Here is an 18903-nt window from a genome sequence, read left to right on the forward strand (position 1 = left end):
AAGAAAAAGAGATGAAACTATTTAAAACTACATATTTTATTTTATCAGCTATGGTATTAACGCTCGTTATGCCATCCTGTAAAAAAGGCTTTCTGGACATTGTGCCGGACAATTTACCCACGCTTGATAATGCTTTTGTTAATCGAAGTGAAGCAGAAAAGTATCTGTTTACTTGCTACAGTTCTTTACCAGATGAAGCAAATCTAAATACTAACCCTGGTATGAATACAGGTGACGAGTTTTGGATTAATCCGATTACTGCTCCTTTCGCTCAGATCGGTACGCTTGAACCGTTTAATATTGCAAAGGGTTTGCAAAGTAAGATAAGCCCGGCCATGAATTACTGGGATGGATCTGGTGGTGGAAAATCGCTATGGTTAGGCATTCGTAACTGTAATATTTTCTTAGAGAATGTTGACAAACCAATCGATTTACAACCTTTTGAGAAAGAACGTTGGATTGCTGAAGCAAAGTTTCTGAAAGCGTATTTGCATTGGTACTTGTTCAGAATGTATGGCCCTATTCCTATCGTTGATAAAAATATAGCAGTTGACGCAAATGTTGAGGAAGTAAGAGTAAGTCGCCAACCGGTAGATTCTGTAGTCAATTACATTTCAAATTTATTGGATGAAGCCACAGCTGGAGGATCAGGAGTAGGATTGCCAGATAAGATCGTGAATTTATCTACCGAATTGGGACGGATCACTAAGCCTGCCGCCCTGGCCATTAAAGCTCGATTGCTGGTAACAGCTGCCAGTCCGTTATTTAACGGAAATCCAGATTTTAACAGCTTAAAAAATAAGGATGGGCAAGCCTTGTTTAACCCTACTTATGATGCAAAGAAATGGCAACGTGCTGCTGATGCTTGTAAAGCGGCCATTGATGCAGCAGAAGCGCAAGGAGTGGCTTTATATAAATTTTCGCCAAGCAGTCTTCAAACCGCTGATAATGCTACAAAAATTGAAATGAGCATTAGGAATGCAGTGTGTGAAAAATGGAACAAGGAATTATTATTTAATAGCATTGTGGGCAGTACAAGGAATATTCAAATGAACGCTTGTCCGAATTTATTTTTAGCTCCTAAGTTCGATAATGGCTTAAGTGCGCAATTGGCGCCTACACTAAAAATGGCCGAAATGTTTTATACCAAAAATGGTGTGCCTATTAACGAAGACCGAACCTGGGATTATGATAATCGTTATAATTTGAAGACCGTTACCGCTTTAGACTCGGCGATGGTGAAAGATTACCTAACGGTAGGACTGCATTTTGAAAGAGAGCCTCGTTTTTATGCTGATGTTATGTTTGACGGTGCAAAAATGTATATGCAAAGCAATCAAAAACCCGCAATACCGATCTATGCTAAAAGAAATGCAATTTCAGGAAAGAAACAAAATATAATCTATTCAATAAGCGGCTATTATACCAAAAAACTAATCAATATGAATTTGGTAGTTGGTGATAACGGCGGGGTGACCACAGAAAATTATCCGTGGCCGGTCATGAGACTTGCAGATCTTTATTTGCTTTATGCGGAGGCCTTAAACGAAACGGGAGATTTGGCAACCCCATTAATCTATCTTAACAAAATTAGAGAGCGTGCAGGTTTGCCAACAGTAGAAACTTCATGGACCAATTTCTCAACAAATCCTGGCAAGTACACCAATAAAGATGGATTAAGAGAGATCATACAGCGGGAGCGTACAATCGAATTGGCATTTGAAGGCAGTCGTTTCTGGGATTTGAGAAGGTGGAAGCAGGCAGCTAACGTACTCAATGCACCCATTTATGGCTGGAACGTTGATGTAGAGGGTGGTGCGACTACCAGTATTGCGGACCTTAATAAAAATGCTCAGGAATATAACACGCGGGTACTGTTATTTAATCAAACCTTTGTTAGTCCAAGAGATTATTTTTGGCCAATAAGAGAAAATAACTTACAGGTAAATCAACGTTTAGTACAAAATTTGGGTTGGTAATTTTTATAATTCATCAATTATTTAAATGGATAATTAAACTTAAGTAAAATGAAACGATTAATAAATAGATTGTTCATCGGTATGTTAGTTGTAATGACTACACAAGCCTGTAAAGAATCAGAAACAAGCACTATAGTAAATGATGGGGTGGCACCCGGTCCGGTAACCGGGCTAACCGTAACCAATCTTAGTGGGGCGGCAACCATAAAGTACAATCTACCTTCAGACCCTGATGTACTGTATGTAAAAGCAGTATATAAAACGAAACAAGGTATTGAAAGAGAGACGAAGGTAAGTTACTACAACAATACGATCACTGTTGTTGGCTTTGCAGATACCGACGGGTATGAAGTAAAATTATATGCGATAGACAAAGGCGGAAATACATCTCAACCGACATCGGTTACCGTCAACCCGCTAATGCCTCCCTTTAGAATAATCCGTAATAGCTTAGGGGTAATATCTAATTTTGGCGGGATTGATGTGAGTTTTGAAAATGCTACCCAGGCTGATGTGGCCATCGTCGTTATTGCCCCAAATGCCTTGGGGGATTATACTGCCGTTAATACCAATTATACGACGTTAAAAAAAGGAGTATTTTATACCAGAGACCTGAAAGCAGAGGAAACAAAGTTCGGTATTTATGTACGCGACAGGTGGGGCAATATTTCTGATACCTTACAAACAACACTTACACCTATATACGAAGAAAGGTTAGACCGGAAATTGATGAAAGGAATAAGCTTGCCATCAGATCCAGGTTTAGCCTATGGAGGATCGCTAAATGGTGTTTTTGATGGAAGTGTGACTGGTGGAACCTACCATAGCAACGATGCGGCAAGAATGCCTCAACAGTTTACTTACGATATGGGTGTAACCGCTAAATTAAGTCGCCTGGCCTGGTGGATGAGACCCGATGGAGGTGGTTATTATGCGATACACGCGCCAAGAAAAATTGAGATTTGGGGTTCAAACGCGCCAAATCCAGACGGAAGTTATGATGGCTGGACAAAGTTAGTGGATTACGAGCAAATTAAACCTTCTGGCTTGCCAGTTGGGCAGTTAACTACGGCAGATAATGATGCCGCCAAAGCAGGTGAAACCGTTTTGATACCATTGGATGCACCAAAAGTGCGTTACATTAGGTTTAAAACACTAACTAATTGGTCTGGTGGAACTTATGTATGCTTTTATGAATTGGCCATGTGGGGTAATCCGAAACAATAGAATTATAATTATTTAATGAATTAAATCATGGAAAGAATAAAATATTTGATTTATCCCTTTCTTATTGTAGCAGGATTATGTGTAATCTCTTGTTCAAAAGAAGACGGGTTTAAAGAATTTACAAAGAATGGGGAAATTACATACCCTGGAAAGCCAATTACAGTAATTGCTCAAGCAGGAAATAAACGGGTGCTATTAAGAGTGGTATTGGGACCAGATCCTGCAATTACAAAAATAAAGACGTATTGGAACAGTAGGACCGATTCTTTAGAAACCCCTGTGGTAAGAAGTAATGGAGATACGGTAAATATCTTTGTTACGCAACGTTTGAACGAGGGGGCGAATAATTTCGAGTTGTACGCGTATAACAATAAGGGCGACAAATCTATAGTAACCAATGTATCAGGAACGATGTTTAGCGATAACTACCTGAGTACGGTGCCGAAGACCAACAGGTCGATTACCTCGCTTAAATTTAGTGCTTTTGGTAAGGCTACAATTGCCTGGGGTCCCGCTTTAACAAGCGAACAGTTTATTGAATTAAAATATCTGAATGCAAAGGGAGTGGACACAACGCTTATTGCTCCCTCGCAGTCGATAACCACATTACCCAGCTATAAATTAGGAACAGCAATAACCTATCGTTCTATATATGCACCAGAGGCGACTGCTTATGATGTGTTAACAGTTGCTCCAAGTACGGTAGATTTAACTAAAGGAACCTATTCGGCTGTTACGTCGGGTTACTTATATTCTTCAACTACTAAAAAATTACTAGGCGCTGCAAAAGCCTGGGTTCCAAGTGGTACAAATGGTATTATTATAACTTCAGGAGATATAGGTGCTACTACCCAAGCCTTGATCGTTATTAACCCAGATAATACCTTAACCATTACGGCTGCTCCGGGGTCTGCAAATGGTCCGTTTACGATGTATACTTCGGGCTTACCAACACCTTATACAGCTGGCTGGCTAAATTCGGCAGCTTGCAACAACACTTATGATCCGGTTACCAAAACCTATAAAGTAAGGTATGGCATTAGTGGAACAGGTGCTCGTGTTATTGAAGAAATTATTGCACTTAACTAATTTTTACCCCGGTTTTCTTGAGACCTTGGGGATATAAATTTTATAACCATTTAATAATTAATATTTTGAACACCTGAGCGTTAAGCTTGGGTGTTCTTCATCTATATGAGTGCTTTTTAAATAGAAACATACAATCATTTCATAATAACCTTAAGCAATGAACAAATCGACGCTTGTCTTATTTTTTCTAATAGTGGTATGCATTGCCAAAAACAATGTTTGGGCGCAAACGGTAGTACCTCAAAAAAACAAACAACCCGACAGTGCTGCAATTAATAAAAATGTTAAAGAAATTATTGTGGTGTTTAAAACACATTTCGATATCGGCTATACACATCGTGTAAAAGACGTGGTTCAATATTACCGAACCGAAATGATTGATAAAGCACTCAAAGCCATGAGTACTTCACAGACAGTGCCAAAAGGACAAGAATTTAAATGGACTGCCCCAGGATGGGTAATGGCTAAGGCTATGGAACCATGGCAGGGGCAAACTCCAGAGCGGAGGAATAAACTTGATTACGCGTTCCGCAACGGGCGATTCATTACCCACGCAATGCCTTTCACGATAGAAACGGATGTTTGTGAACCCGAAGTAATTACCCGTGGACTTGGTTTTGCATCTCAACTTTCCCGCCAATACCAGCTCCCACTTCCAATATCGGCAAAGGTTACAGATATGCCCTCACATTCAGGAGAGCTGGCAACGGTCTTGGCAAATGCAGGTGTGAAGTTTTTACATATTGGTTGTAATTGGCCTAGCGGTTATGTGCGCACACCGGGAATATTCTGGTGGCAAGGACCGGATGGTTCCCGCTTGCTTACTTTTTATTCGAGTAATTATGGTACGGCAACCGGATTGGGCTGGCCACACGAATGGGGCAAAGGCGATAAATTTATTGGACGGAATTTAATGCCACCAGCCGACTGGCCTTATAAAGTATGGCCGGCAATTTTAGTAACAATGGATAACTCCGGACCACCTAAAGAAAGTGAAGTAAAGGCTTTGTTTGATGAAATTCATAAAAAAATGCCTGGTGTTAAGGTAAGGACGGGCAGTATGGACGATTTTTATAATGCTTTTATGGTAGAGAAGCCAACCTTACCTGTTTTTAAAGAAGAAATGCCCGATACCTGGGTTCACGGTGTAATGTGCGATCCGGGTGGTGCAAAGCTATCCAGAGAAACTGTGCCCTTGTTAGCAGCTGATGAATTAATGAACACCCAATTGAAAAATTGGGGAGTGCCGGCAACCGCTATCAGCGACTCTGTAAAAAAAGCTTTTGAGATGATGGTTCTGTATGCCGAGCATACTTGGGGCGGGTCGGCTTCGGTAAATAGTTATGGTGAGGCTTTTAAAAAACTACCAGCCACAAAATATGCTGCCCTTGAAGCTTCCTGGGAAGATAAAACGAATTATGTGCGAAACGCCTCGCGCATTGCTAATCAAGTGAAACAGGATAACCTGAGATGGCTGGCGCAATCCGTAAAAGCTACGCCGAATAGTATAATTGTGTACAACTCATTACCTTGGCAGCGTAGCGGGATCATAGAGGTAAATGGAACATCAATGTTTGTGAAAAATATCCCTGCAGGTGGCTATACTACAGTTCCCTTGCCTGCTAAACAGGTAACAACAACTTCGGGCAACAAGTACATCGAAAATCAATTTTATAAGATCACCTTCGATACTGATAAAGGCAACATCCTATCGCTTATAGATAAACGAACCGGCCATGATTGGGCAGCCAATCTATCGGGACACCAGACGGGAACCTATATTAATGAGCGGTTTACTTACGAGCAAACTGCAAAGTATACAGCAGACTATCAGGAAAAACGGGCATGGCAAATGTTTGGCGAAAGTGGCAATTGGTTGCATCCGGGGATAGCCAAGCCGGGTATGATTTCCGAAAAACAAGTACCTTATCGCAAAGCTTCTCCCGGGGGTGGTAAATTAACCGTCAGCAATAGTGCTTTGCAGCAAATAGCAACGCTGGAAATGCCTGCCGATACCGCTAACCATTTACCTGCATCACAATTAAAGGTAACACTGGTAAACGGGCAGCCTTATCTTGATTTGGAAATAACCATCCTCAACAAAGCAAAAGACAACTGGCCGGAAGCAGACTGGCTGGCACTTCCGTTTAACATCAGGAGTCCTGTTTTTAAGGTATATCGCCCATTGGGAATAATGAACCCTGCAACAGATATTGCAATCGGCGCCAACAAAAACATATATGCCGTAGGACAAGGTGTTACCATAACCGATCCAGAAGGTAAAGGGATTGCAGTAGCACCAATTGATCACCCACTTATCAGTTTGGATACAACAGGCATTTGGCAATTCTCACATGATTTTATACCAAAGAAGCCTATTGTCTATGTTAACCTATACAATAACCAGTGGAATACCAATTACCGATATTGGTACCCTGGTACCTGGAGCTCCCGGGTAAGAATATGGAGCTTTAATGGTAATACTGCAAAAGAAGAACAGATGGCTGTTCCTGCTTTGGAAGCACGGAATCCATTACAGGTAGTAAGAACTGAAAACAGTGCAGGCAAACTACCTGCCCAACAAAAAGGAATTGAGCTTTCCCGCAGAGGCATTGTTATAACAGCATTTGGGCAAGATCCAGATGGAAATAATAGTATCCTGTTGCGCGTTTGGGAGCAAGCCGGTAAAAGCGGTATCGTTAATATTACACTACCTGGAGGTAAAACATTCCGTAAAGCTACACCGGTTAATCTTCGCGGAGAAGTAAACGGGAAGCCTGTTAACATTGTTCAGGGAAAATTCAGTTGTACAATCAAGGCATTTGGACCGGCTAGTTTTGTGTTGGAGTAACTATTCTAAGTTTTTATTTATTAATCTTTTCGTTATACTTGCATAGCCTTAAACTTATGAAGTTCTCCATTGATCATAAAAGCCCTGTTTCTCTTCACATTCAAGCTGAAGAATTGTTGAGGAAGCTTATACAAGACCCTCAATATCAGGATGGGAAAATGCTTCCAAATGAAATTGAGCTTTCCAGGCGGCTTTGTATATCGAGGACAACATTAAGACAAGCATTAAATAAGCTGGTTTATGAAGGCTTACTCATTAGAAAAAAGGGAGTCGGAACAAAAGTTGTTGATGCGAAGTCGATCAGTTCAAAATCTAAAAACTGGCTAAGTTTTTCACAGGAAATGGCTGCCCGGGGAATCCCTTTAAAAAGCTTCGAATTGCATATCAGCTGGGTCTATCCTGAAGAAAAAATCGCAAACTTTTTTGAAATCAAAACAGATAAAAAAATTCTGAAACTGGTTCGTCTAAGAGGACGTCCGGAAGGGCCCTTTGTTTATTTTGAATCTTATTTTCATCCTAGAGTAGGCTTAACAGGAGATGAGGATTTTAAACGTCCTTTATATGAAATGCTGGAAAATGATCATTCCATTGTCGCTTACATATCCTCTGAAGAGATTAGTGCCCGCCTGGCAGATAAATTTATTGCAGAAAAATTAGAAGTTGAAGTAGGAAGCGCAATTTTACTACGTAAAAGATTTGTATATGATATTGCTGAAAGGCCAATTGAATATAATTTAGGCTATTATAAAGCAGATAGTTTTATCTATACAGTTGAAAGCAGAAGAGAATAGAGTACAGACGTCACTGGTATTGTCAGGGATGCGGCTGGCATCGCATTGCCGGAGTTAGTATCAATGAAAAAGGAAGTTGTAATGGAGCTATAGGCTCAAGTTAGTTATCTCGCTAATAGCATACAGAGGAAGATTGGTGAGCCAGTCTTCCTTTTTGAAATCAGACATGGAAGTTCTTATGGCCAGAGGTGGATTATATTTGTCGGTGAAGCTTTTTAAGCTTTTGGCGCGAAGGTTTTCTTCTGCTTTTACTTCTACCGGTATGATGTTGCTGGCGTGTTGCAAGAGGAAGTCGATCTCTGCGGTGGCCTTTTCTGCCGACCAGTAGTAAATGGTGATTTCTTTATTTGTTTTCATTTGTTGCAGGACATATTGTTCTGTGAGTGCTCCCTTAAATTCTTCGAATATTGCGTTTCCCTCCAGCAGTGTTTTGACATCAATATCACCCATAGCAGCCAACAGGCCAACGTCAAGTAAGAATAGTTTGAATGCACTGTGATCTTCGTATGCTTTCAATGGCATGGCGGGTTTACCAGCGCGGTAGACTTTGTGGACCAGTCCGCAGTCGATGAGCCAGGACATAGCCAATTCATAGTCTTTGGCACGGGAGCCCTGTTTTATGAGGCTGTATATGAACTTTTTGTTTTCCTTTGCCAGCTGGGCTGGTATAGCGTTCCACAGCATTCTGATCCTCGGCACAATTTCGTGAGGAGCATGCTTTGAAAAATCCTGTTCATAAGCGTCCAAAATGCGTTTTTGTATCGCTCTTACTTCTGTGAAATCGCCCTGCCTAAAAGCAAGTACGGCTTTCGGAGTATTTACAAGAAACCCGGACCATTGTTGCAGCCGCCGAATTTATCACTTTACTGCAGAGTAGTGACATTATTCACAACCGTCATAGGTCTGTTTTGTATGACCAGGGCATTGTTGATCTCCTGAGTAAGGACAAAATCTGCGGGTACATTCAAAAAATGAGGAAGGATAAGCAAGGTCATAAGTTTGAAGCCTGGCTACACATTAGAAATTACATAGGTCATATAGTCGCCTGCGAAAAGCCGAAGGCTGGCTTAAGTTTGTGGGTGGCTTTTCCTGATGCAGAATTACTGGCCGAATCCTTGTCTTTTTTCGAAAAATCTGGTTTTAAAGTACTGTATTTCCCTGGTTCCAGGAGGCCAGGGCCAGGTCTGAAGTATGTTCGTTTTGGCTTTGGCACATGGAATGTTGATGAACCTACGGAACCGTTAAAATTACTCTGCGAGAAACTAAGCTCCGTTCGTAAAGGCTGTTCATGAAGCGGTCGTAAATCTATCCCTATTGCGACGCCTCTTTATACTCTTAAAAATCTTTAATGTTTTAGTGAAAATTTTAAGCGAATTGACTGAAATCAGGTCAATCCTTAATTTAAAGCACGTTGACCAGCAGTTCGAAAATGAACAACTGCTGGACAATAGTGATGCTAAAAGTCTACTCAAAATCTGTGATAGAACGCTATATGAGTGGCGTAAACAGAACCTGATCTCCTATAGGGTAATCGGTAATAAATACTATTATCTGAAGTCCGACCTGCTTAAAATGAAGAAAGGTAAATAGGACAAAATCGGAATTATTCGGAATTGTCCGGAGGAATTCGGATGCAAGCTGTTGTTTTTTAGTTTTTTATGTTTTCCGATTCTACATTTGAACCGTTGTTGAATTGCGCAATTCCTCCAACCAGCCTCCCAGTACGAAAGGTGGAAAAAAGGAAGTTTAAAGGATGTTCGTAGGACCTTTATAGGGTCTGGCGTCCTTTGAAGGACCTTTAAGATACCTGTAAAGGTCCTAAGTTGAAAACATGGATCTGAGACAGATTGGGGAGGGAATTAAAAATGTTGTAACCCATAAAAAAAAACAAAATGGCAATAATTAGAAATGGTATTTTAGGACCGGTTTCCGGAAAGTTAGGTTCGGTAGTATTTGTACAAACTAAGGGCGGTAATTTTGTGCGGCAAGCGCCAAAAAAGAAACCAAAGGGTAGTCCACGTTCTCCTGCCCAGACTGCTAACCAGCAGAAAATGAAATTCTTCAACGAGTTTTTGACTCCCTTTTATCCTTTTTTCACCGTTGGTTTTCAAAATCTTCCGCCAGGTAAAACGGCCCTAAGTATCGGCTATTCGGTAAACTACCACAGGGTATTTACGGGCGAATACCCGAAATTGGGTGTGGATTGCAGTAAGGTGGTGATCAGTGAAGGAACGCTTCCCCAGTTGAACGAGCCGGAAATGAAACTCATTGCTGATGATATTCTGGAACTTACCTGGCAGCAGAATACAAATCCCAAAGCATCTTTTGATGATCAGGTGATGTTGGTGGTATACAGTCCCGAGCTTAAAATTGCGGACGGATTTACCGGTGGAGCAAAACGTACTTCAAGGCAATGCTTGTTTAGGTTTGATCGTAGACTTGTTGGAAAGCAGCTGGAAGTATATGTTGGGGTAACTTCCATGAACCGGAAAAAAGTAGCGGATAGTGTTTATTTAGGGAGGATAGAGGGATGATGAAAACGACATATCAATATGTGCCGGTTACAGACCGGCCCGATCGCTTGTCCATTCTGGCCGATAGATGTCTGGAGCACGTGCTTAGGCAAATGGAAAACAAAGCTGAATCCAGCTCAGAAGATCACCGGATCAGGGTAGTGTTTTCTGTTGACGTACTGGCTTATTTCTTTAAGCTTTTGCACAAGTCTGGTGCGCTGGATAGCGGACCACTTACTCAGCTGATGGAGGCCATTTCCAAAAACTTTGTAACTAAAGGTCTGGGACAAAACTTCATCTCGCCATATAGCTTAACTACCAAGTATAAGCAGGTAGTGCAAGGTACGGCTCGGACTGTAAGAGCCTTATTGGCTAAAATGCTAAAGCAGCTGGATGATGAATTTGAACTAATTTAAAATTTTTCAAAAAAAAGTAAATGCCCTGTGGTATGTCTCAAGCGGGTTTTTGGGGTGTTTTTGCTAAGGGGTACGGTACCCCCTGGGACTGCCACAGGTTTTTTCAATTCTGTCTCTTTGTAATGTCATTTGCAAACAACAATGAGGATAACCATCCTTCTTGTTCTACTCAGGTAAATGGCATTAACAAATTTTTTAACCATTTAAATTTTAAAAATTATGGGACTTATTGAAGAAGGAATGTTTGGTGCATTTCGTAAAAGAACGGGAAAACTGGTTGGCGCCCGATGGAGAAACCTGGATGTAATCAGGACGTTACCTCGTAAAAGTAGTAAGCCACCTACCCAGGCGCAAATCGATCAGCACTTGAGGTTTGCTTTGATCACCTCTTTTTTTAGTCGGATCAGCAACCTGATTGATGCTTATTTCGGTAAAGGAGATAGCACACCTACCCAGATGAACCTGGCGGTATCTTATCATTTGAAGCAAGCAATTACCGGGGTCTCGCCTAACTTTACAATTGATTATGCTAAAGTAAGGTTTAGTGTAGGTAATCTCAGTTTAGCTGATAGCCTTGCTGCCGATTCAGTTACAGCTGCAAAGGTTGACTTTACCTGGCAGGATGATGGGGAGGATAATAAGCTGAAGGATGCTACCGACATGGTTAACGTGTTGATCTACAATTCTACCAAGGATAAGTTTGTTATCCGCATGAAAGCGGCACCGAGGTCGGCCTTGACCTACAGTTTACAACTGCCGCCGAATTTTAGCGGTGACTCAGTTCATTGTTTTGTCAGTTTCACATCGGTGATGAAAAAGCAGTTACATAGTCGTAGTGAGTACTTAGGCCTGGTGCCGGTGCTGTAATGACGGCTTAGTAACAAGCTAAATTAACAGAGGGCCATTTTGTTTGAGTAGGGAATGGCCCTCTCATTTTATGAAATGTTTTATTTAAAAATCATGAACACATTAAAAATTAACAATGAAGAGCTTGCTATGAAGGCTTTTGTTGAAAGTGAAAACCGCGTAAATCGTTCCGTAAATTATGTGCCTTTTATATTGTTAGGCCTGTTGTTGTTGCTTTGGCCAATATTGCAGCACTTCATTATGCGTGGTGCCCCTAATGTTGCCTACCTGGATCCAAACATCTGGCTGTTGGTTTTATTAAGCCTGATTTGCTTTCTGATCTCGATCGGTTTATGCTGGTGGTTACTGCAGCAGTTTTGGACGAGTATAGGTTTGCCTTCAATAGGCGATATGGTTTTACAATTTAAACAATTACAGGGATGGCAACAATTAGGTTTTTACTGGGCGTCATTTGGCTTCTTGCTATTGGCAGCAGTTGGGGTATTGATCGCAATATTATAGGACATGGATCTACTTATAACAACAATTATAGAGGGTTCAGTTACGACGATAATAGTAGAAAGAAACTGGTATCAGCGGCACAAAATGAAGTTGGCGTACAAGAAATTGGGGGCAATGCTGGCGCGCAGGTGGATCAGTACAACGCGTACGTTGGTTTCAAAAAAGTACCCTGGTGTGCGTCGTTTGTTTCGTGGTGTTTTGGGCAAGTCGGGTATCCGCAACCGAGAACTGCTTGGAGTCCTGCGCTTTTTCCCGTTGCTCGGCTTACCAAGGATCCGATGGCTGGAATGGTGATGGGTATTTATTTTAAGGACCTTAAGCGGATAGGGCACTGTGGAATTTTGGAACGGCAGCAAGGAGATTTTTGGCAAATAATTGAGGGGAATACCAATGTTAAGGGCAGTAGGGAAGGCGATGGGGTTTGGCGAAAAATAAGGCATAGAAGAGCTATACATTGTTTTGCGGATTGGTGTAAAAAATGAGTGATATGAAAACAATAATAATTGCTATGGTACTGCTCTTATCTGGCTGCGCTTTGTTTAAGAACACCAGCAAGACCAATGTAAAGGAAATCCAGCAATTTTCGAAGGAGGTTGATTTCCGAGAGTTTGTTTTGAAGAGTGGTACTAAAGAAACACAGGTGTTCAGTTATCGGAACGATAGTGGATTTTATCAATACCAACGGATAATGGAGCAAGTGGATCAGTCAGCTTCCAGGGAATTGAAAACTGGAGAAGAAGCATTGGTGAAAAAGGAACTGCTAAGTAAGAAAACTGAACCGCCAGAATTTTTGGGTTGGTTTGTTGTGATGCTTATAAGTATGTTATGCTACTTATTATATAGAAGATTTTATCGGTAATCCTGTTGTGGCACAATAAATGTTAAATGCAATGGGAATTGTATTTGAAAAATTACATTTGTATTGTAATAAATAACAATAGGGGGAATTAAATGAAAAAATGTTTACTTGTCGCGCTCTCTCTTTTACTAACTAATGCCGCTTTTTCGCAAATGAGCGGTGATTATAACTACAGCATCGCTGTTCGTGGATACAGCTTGATGCAGATGCCTAAAGTCTTAAACCAAAAAAACTCGGACAAATTCCGGGAAGCTGCTTTTAGTGGTGGTATCCTGAAATTTAATGACAACCAGATCAGTTATCGACTGAGTGGTAATTACTTCAAAAAGGATGTTCAAATCGTGAACAATTGCCTGAACTGTGAAGAAGCCAATGGAAAGATGACGGATTATAGTTTTAAGATTGGGTTTGAGAAGAATATTAATTTCTCGATAATTCAGCCTTATTTCGGATTTGATATGGGGTATCGGAGTAATAAATTTGTAGGTATGTTATCTTCAAAAAGTTCGGCGGATGCAGCCGCAGTGGCGATTGTACCGGGCCCTGATGGTGTTGAAGCCAGCAAGTCGGGCTTTACTGCGGCACCGATACTTGGGGTAAAGGTTAATCCGATACCGCAAGTAACGCTATTTGCAGAGGGGAACCTTGAGTTCTTCTATTCATACGAGCGGCAGGAGACAGCAGGACCGAATCAGGAACGGACTTTTAAAAAGTTCAATAAATCTGAATTCCTGGTGAATCCTGTATCTATAGGTGTACAGATCAATTTAGGGAGTAATAGGTAGTGTTATGCTTGTGTTAAGCCTTTATCACAATTCAATTAAATTGATATATTTGCAACCGATACGAAAACCTATGAAATTGTCGAATAAATTCAACGATTTCTATTAAACCTCTCAATACTGAATATGAATTTTAAGAAATCGATCACCGCAATATTATTTTTATTTGCAGTTTTGATCACCCAGGTTGCATTTTCGCAATCTAACTATTCTAATGTAAAAGTTGATGAGTTATCTGATGCGCAGATCAGGGAAATGATTTCGCGCGCAGAATCTATAGGGTATAATGATGCTCAATTGGAGCAAATGGCTAAGGCGCAGGGAATGAAAGCCGAAGAGGTGGAGAAACTGCGTGCAAGAGTTGCCAAAATCAGAAGTGGAAAAGAGGATCAGGCTGCATCTAAAGCACAAGAAACAGACAAGGGCAGACAATTTGAAGGTGGAACTCAAGGGCGCAGAGATAGTACAACTACCAAAGTTGATCTATTTGAAAGTTTACGACCTAAGATTTTTGGTGCGGAATTGTTTGCTAACAGCAACATCTCATTTGAACCAAATTTTAGAATGGCTACGCCGAGGAATTATGTGATTGGTCCTGATGATGAGTTACTGATTGATTTGAGCGGTGATAACGAAGCTGATTACAAGTTAAAGGTTAATCCTGAAGGAATTATCCGCTTGCAATATACCGGACCGGTTTCGGTTGGTGGATTGACAATTGAACAAGCTATAGCAAAAATACGTACAAAATTAGCAGGTACTTATCCAGGTTTAAGAACCGGACGCACTAGTGTTGCTGTTAATCTAGGTAACATCAGAAGTATTAAAATCACTTTATTGGGTGAAGTGGTCAAGCCAGGTTCTTATACCCTATCTTCTTTATCTACTGTTTTTAATGCTTTGAATGCTTCTGGAGGTCCGAATATGAATGGTTCCTTCCGTAAGATTCAGGTGATCAGAGGAAATAAGATTGTTGCTACTGTTGACGTATATGATTTTCTGTTGAATGGAATTCAGAAAACCAATATCCGCTTACAGGATCAGGATGTGATTAACATTCCGGTTTACCAAAGTAGGGTAGAGATGTCGGGCGAAGTAAAGCGCCCGGCTTTGTTTGAGGTTTTAAGCAATGAGAGCCTAGCTGATGTTATTCGTTTTGCAGGTGGCTTTAGCAATGAGGCTTATACAGCACAGATTAAAGTTTTACAGAATACCAATAAGGAGCGTAGGATTACTGATGTGACAGCAGAAAAATTTGACACCTATGGTCCGTTAAACGGGGATAAATACATTGTTGAAGGTATTTTAGATCGCTTTGAGAACAGGGTAGAAATAGCAGGTGCTGTTTTTCGTCCGGGTAAATTTGAGCTGGACAAAGGTTTAACCTTAAAAGGTCTGATCGCTAAAGCTGATGGATTAAAGGAAGATGCGTTTTTAAACAGAGGTTATATCAACCGTTTAAATGCGGATAATACATTGGCCTTGATTTCTTTTGATGTGGCTAAGGTATTAGCGGGAACAGATCAGGACATCGCTTTGCAGCGTGAAGATAGGGTAACAATTTCTTCTTTATTTGATTTAAGAGATGAGTACAAGCTGAGCATCCAGGGTGAAGTTCGTGCGCCTGGTGATTTTGACTATGCAGATAACATGACTTTAGCGGATATGATACAATTGGCAGGTGGTTTTAAAGAAGGAGCTACACCTAATCGTATTGAGATTTCGAGAAGGGTGAGGAATAGCGATTCTCTTTCAAAATCGGCTATTACTGCGGAGTTGTTTACCATTAATATAGACAAGAACTTAAGGCTTGAAGGTGACCCTTTTATATTGAAGCCTTATGATATTGTTACTGTTCGTAATTCGGCAGGTTATGCAATACAGAAACAAGTTAAACTGGAAGGTGAAGTATTGTATCCGGGTGTTTATACGATTTCATCTAAAGATGAGCGGATTTCTGATTTGATTAAAAGAGCAGGCGGATTGACGCCAATTGCTTATGCAGAAGGTGCTTCGCTAAAGAGACCTGGAGCAGAGAAAGTGAATCCTGATGATAAGAATGCGATTGACAATAAGGAAGAAGAGAATAAGAAGTTTTTGAGTTTAAAACGTGCACAGGAGGCTGGCGTTAAGGATACGCTTCATGCAGATGTAGAACAGAAATTGATTCAGTCGGATTTAGTAGGAATTAGTTTAGAACGCATTTTACATAAACCACATTCAAGATACGATCTGATTGTAGAAGATGGTGATCTAATTCGTGTACCAAGACAATTGCAGACGGTTAAAGTAACCGGAGAGGTTTTGAATCCTAATAGCATTGTTTACTTGCCTGGTAAAAGCTTTAAGCAGTATGTGAATGGTGCGGGAGGTTTTACAACCAGTGCTTTAAAAAAGGGTGCATATATTAAATATGCGAATGGTTCTGTTGAAGCAGGTAGTAAGTTCTTATTCTTTAACAATTTCCCGAAGGTGAGACCCGGAGCGGAGATATTAGTGCCGAAGAGGGCAGAGAGAGAAAGAATGTCAGCACAGGGATGGATTGGATTGGGTACTGCTTTGGCTTCATTAGGGGCTATAATAGTTAGTTTGCTTAGATAGGCGCATAAAATTTAAAAAAAAAACATTTTTCTATCTTTTTATAAATTATGATAAATGGCGACTACTGAAAGTCTCAATAATATTAATACTAAGCAAAGGAGTGATGAAGTCACTTTGAGGGATCTAATTATACAAATTAAACAATGGTGTAATTATCTTATTTCTAAATGGGTAATTATTTTAATAGTTGGTGTAGTCGGTGCGATCCTTGGTCTTCTGTATTCTTCCTCTCAGGGAGTGGTCTATAAAGCAACTACAACCTTTGTGCTTGAAGACAGCGGAAGTAAGGGTGGATTGGGTCAATACTCAGGGTTAGCAGCAATAGCTGGTATTGACATGGGTGGGGGTGGAGGATTGTTTTCGGGAGATAATATCCTTGAGCTGTACAAGTCTAGGAGCATGATTAAGAAAGCCCTTCTACGAACAGCAATGTTCAAGGAAAAAGAGCAAACAGTGATTGATCGCTATATAGAATTTAATGATCTAAGAGAAAAGTGGGCTAAGGACCCAAAACTTAAGGATGTTAGTTTTTCTAATGATCGGGAGTTTACAGTTGTTCAGGATAGTATCTTAAATAGGATGATCATAGATATCCGTAATAACAACCTGTTTGTGAACTATTTTGAAAAGACAAAATCAATAATAGAGGTGGAAGTTAAAGGACCAGATGCTTTATTTGCTAAGGCCTTCAACGAAAGTATTGTTGCTACAGTTAATGAGTTTTATATTCAGACAAAAGCAAAAAAATCTTTGGAAAATCTAGTTATCCTGCAACATCAGGTTGATTCAGTTAAAGCGGTTTTAAATGGTTCAATTTTTAGTAGTGCTGCAACAATGGATGCAACACCAAATTTAAATCCTACCAGACAAGTCTTGAGGGCACCGGTGGAACGGTCCAGAATTAATGCAGAAACTAATAAGGTAATCCTTGCTGAATTGGTTAAAAATCTGGAAATATCTAGAATTTCAGTCAGAAAGGAAATGCCATTAATCCAGGTGATCGATTATCCTGTTTTACCTTTGGAAATTGAAAGGATGTCCAAATCTAGTGGAATTATTTTAGGCGGCTTTTTAAGTGGCTTTTTAATCATTTTTATATTATCATCAGTGTTCTTCTACAAAAAAATAATGTCAAGTGAATAAGTATAAAATCGCAGTAATAGGCCTCGGTTATGTGGGTTTACCATTGGCAGCAGAGTTTGCCAAAAAATACGCTACAGTTGGATTCGATATCAATAAAAAAAGAATTAAAGAGTTAAATGAGTGCATTGATAGCACATTGGAACTCAGTAATGAAGACCTAAAAATGGTTGTTCAAGGTGACAAGTACAGTCCTTTTGGTCTGGTTCCTACGGACGACATTAATTTAATTAAAGATTGTAATGTCTATATTATAACCGTACCTACTCCGACTGATAAGAATAATCGTCCGGTTCTTACACCGTTATATAAGGCAAGTGAGACTGTGGCGAAAGTGATAAAGAAAGGAGACATCGTCATCTATGAGTCTACAGTATATCCAGGCGTAACAGAGGATGAGTGTATTCCGGTTATTGAGAAAGCCTCAGGACTAAAATTCAATGAAGATTTTTATGCTGGTTATTCTCCGGAACGTATTAATCCTGGAGATAAGGAACATACTGTAAGTAAGATATTAAAAGTTACTTCTGGATCTACTGCTGAGATTGCCGAAATTGTGGATCAATTATATAAAAGTATCATTGTTGCCGGGACACATAAAGCACCTTCGATCAGAGTGGCTGAAGCGGCGAAGGTAATTGAAAATTCACAACGTGATATCAATATTGCCTTTGTGAATGAACTTTCAAAAATTTTCAATCTCCTTGGAATAGATACCAATGAGGTTTTGGAAGCAGCAGGGACTAAATGGAATTTCCTGAAATTCAAACCCGGTCTCGTTGGTGGTCATTGTATTGGCGTGGACCCATATTATCTTGCTCAAAAAGCACAGGAAGTTGGTTATCATCCAGAGATCATCTTAGCTGGAAGAAGGCTTAATGATGGCATGGGTGAGTATATTGCTCATGAGGTAATTAGACTTATGGTTAAAAAGGATATTCCTGTTAAGTCTGCTAGAATATTAATTATGGGTATCACTTTTAAGGAGAACTGCCCAGATGTGAGGAATACCAAAGTTGTCGATATCATTAAGATCTTGAAAGAATTTAGCATAGATATCACACTATGGGATCCATGGGCTAATCCTGAGGAGGTCTTTCATGAATATGGAATCAAATCTCTAAATGAATTATCCGATGGCGATCATTCATTCGATGGCGCGATATTGGCAGTTGCTCATAAGAGTTTTTTGGATTCAGACCTAAAAGCACTTTTAAAACCTAATTCTGTAGTTTATGACGTTAAATCTGTTTTGGAAAAAGTAGATGTTGATGGGAGACTTTAATT

The 18903-nt window shown here is 40.2% G+C and carries 18 protein-coding genes; 17 read left to right on the forward strand and 1 reads right to left on the reverse strand.

Going from position 1 to position 18903, the window contains the following annotated elements; genetic code table 11:
* Positions 1-11: 11 nt before the first annotated feature.
* From B9A18_RS08310 to B9A18_RS08330, 5 genes are all read left to right on the forward strand, one after another.
* Positions 12-1979 (forward strand): RagB/SusD family nutrient uptake outer membrane protein, encoded by a 1968-nt coding sequence (locus B9A18_RS08310; RefSeq protein WP_084288819.1) that lies wholly within the window; start codon positions 12-14, stop codon positions 1977-1979.
* A 48-nt stretch (positions 1980-2027) separates the two neighbouring features.
* Positions 2028-3206: a DUF5000 domain-containing lipoprotein gene (locus B9A18_RS08315; RefSeq protein WP_084288820.1), complete on the forward strand. Its 1179-nt coding sequence runs from the start codon at positions 2028-2030 to the stop codon at positions 3204-3206.
* Positions 3207-3233: 27 nt separating this feature from the next.
* Positions 3234-4295, forward strand: a complete 1062-nt coding sequence (locus B9A18_RS08320) for a DUF4998 domain-containing protein (RefSeq protein ID WP_084288821.1) — start codon at positions 3234-3236, stop codon at positions 4293-4295.
* A 157-nt stretch (positions 4296-4452) separates the two neighbouring features.
* Positions 4453-7146 (forward strand): glycoside hydrolase family 38 N-terminal domain-containing protein, encoded by a 2694-nt coding sequence (locus B9A18_RS08325; RefSeq protein ID WP_084288822.1) that lies wholly within the window; start codon positions 4453-4455, stop codon positions 7144-7146.
* 56 nt (positions 7147-7202) lie between these two features.
* A complete protein-coding gene (locus B9A18_RS08330) occupies positions 7203-7937 on the forward strand; it encodes a GntR family transcriptional regulator (RefSeq protein WP_084288823.1) in 735 nt (244 codons plus the stop codon).
* Positions 7938-8024: 87 nt separating this feature from the next.
* Here B9A18_RS08330 and B9A18_RS08335 read toward each other — a convergent pair whose 3' ends face one another.
* Positions 8025-8684 (reverse strand): DUF4143 domain-containing protein, encoded by a 660-nt coding sequence (locus tag B9A18_RS08335; protein ID WP_235005267.1) that lies wholly within the window; start codon positions 8682-8684, stop codon positions 8025-8027.
* Positions 8685-8908: 224 nt separating this feature from the next.
* Here B9A18_RS08335 and B9A18_RS08340 point away from each other — a divergent pair, with 224 nt between their 5' ends.
* The 12 genes from B9A18_RS08340 to B9A18_RS08400 all read left to right on the forward strand — a co-directional run bounded on the left by B9A18_RS08340 (position 8909) and on the right by B9A18_RS08400 (position 18901).
* A complete protein-coding gene (locus B9A18_RS08340) occupies positions 8909-9229 on the forward strand; it encodes a hypothetical protein (protein ID WP_144009432.1) in 321 nt (106 codons plus the stop codon).
* 64 nt (positions 9230-9293) lie between these two features.
* Positions 9294-9527: a helix-turn-helix domain-containing protein gene (locus B9A18_RS08345; protein WP_159452617.1), complete on the forward strand. Its 234-nt coding sequence runs from the start codon at positions 9294-9296 to the stop codon at positions 9525-9527.
* 302 nt (positions 9528-9829) lie between these two features.
* Positions 9830-10471: a DUF6266 family protein gene (locus B9A18_RS08350; protein ID WP_084288827.1), complete on the forward strand. Its 642-nt coding sequence runs from the start codon at positions 9830-9832 to the stop codon at positions 10469-10471.
* Positions 10468-10866, forward strand: coding sequence for a hypothetical protein (locus B9A18_RS08355; protein ID WP_144009433.1), 399 nt, complete (start codon positions 10468-10470; stop codon positions 10864-10866). The genes B9A18_RS08350 and B9A18_RS08355 overlap by 4 nt, the downstream gene beginning before the upstream one ends.
* 219 nt (positions 10867-11085) lie before the next feature.
* Positions 11086-11733 (forward strand): DUF6266 family protein, encoded by a 648-nt coding sequence (locus tag B9A18_RS08365; RefSeq protein WP_084288830.1) that lies wholly within the window; start codon positions 11086-11088, stop codon positions 11731-11733.
* Positions 11734-11826: 93 nt separating this feature from the next.
* A complete protein-coding gene (locus B9A18_RS08370; RefSeq protein WP_084289104.1) occupies positions 11827-12234 on the forward strand; it encodes a hypothetical protein in 408 nt (135 codons plus the stop codon).
* Positions 12153-12716: a C40 family peptidase gene (locus B9A18_RS08375; RefSeq protein WP_235005268.1), complete on the forward strand. Its 564-nt coding sequence runs from the start codon at positions 12153-12155 to the stop codon at positions 12714-12716. Before B9A18_RS08370 ends, B9A18_RS08375 begins: the two co-directional genes overlap by 82 nt.
* 5 nt (positions 12717-12721) lie before the next feature.
* Complete coding sequence (locus tag B9A18_RS08380) at positions 12722-13093, forward strand: hypothetical protein (RefSeq protein ID WP_144009434.1); 372 nt, start codon at positions 12722-12724, stop codon at positions 13091-13093.
* Positions 13094-13185: 92 nt separating this feature from the next.
* Positions 13186-13878 (forward strand): hypothetical protein, encoded by a 693-nt coding sequence (locus B9A18_RS08385; RefSeq protein ID WP_084288832.1) that lies wholly within the window; start codon positions 13186-13188, stop codon positions 13876-13878.
* Between the two features lie 123 nt (positions 13879-14001).
* Entirely contained in the window at positions 14002-16476 is a 2475-nt protein-coding gene (locus tag B9A18_RS08390) for an SLBB domain-containing protein (protein ID WP_084288833.1), read from the forward strand.
* A gap of 54 nt (positions 16477-16530) precedes the next feature.
* The gene (locus B9A18_RS08395; protein WP_084288834.1) at positions 16531-17619 is read left to right on the forward strand and encodes a GumC domain-containing protein; all 1089 of its coding nucleotides are present in this window, start codon (positions 16531-16533) and stop codon (positions 17617-17619) included.
* A complete protein-coding gene (locus tag B9A18_RS08400) occupies positions 17612-18901 on the forward strand; it encodes a nucleotide sugar dehydrogenase (RefSeq protein ID WP_084288835.1) in 1290 nt (429 codons plus the stop codon). The genes B9A18_RS08395 and B9A18_RS08400 overlap by 8 nt, the downstream gene beginning before the upstream one ends.
* Positions 18902-18903 lie beyond the last annotated feature (2 nt).

Source organism: Pedobacter nyackensis, assembly GCF_900176505.1.
Classification (GTDB): domain Bacteria; phylum Bacteroidota; class Bacteroidia; order Sphingobacteriales; family Sphingobacteriaceae; genus Pedobacter; species Pedobacter nyackensis.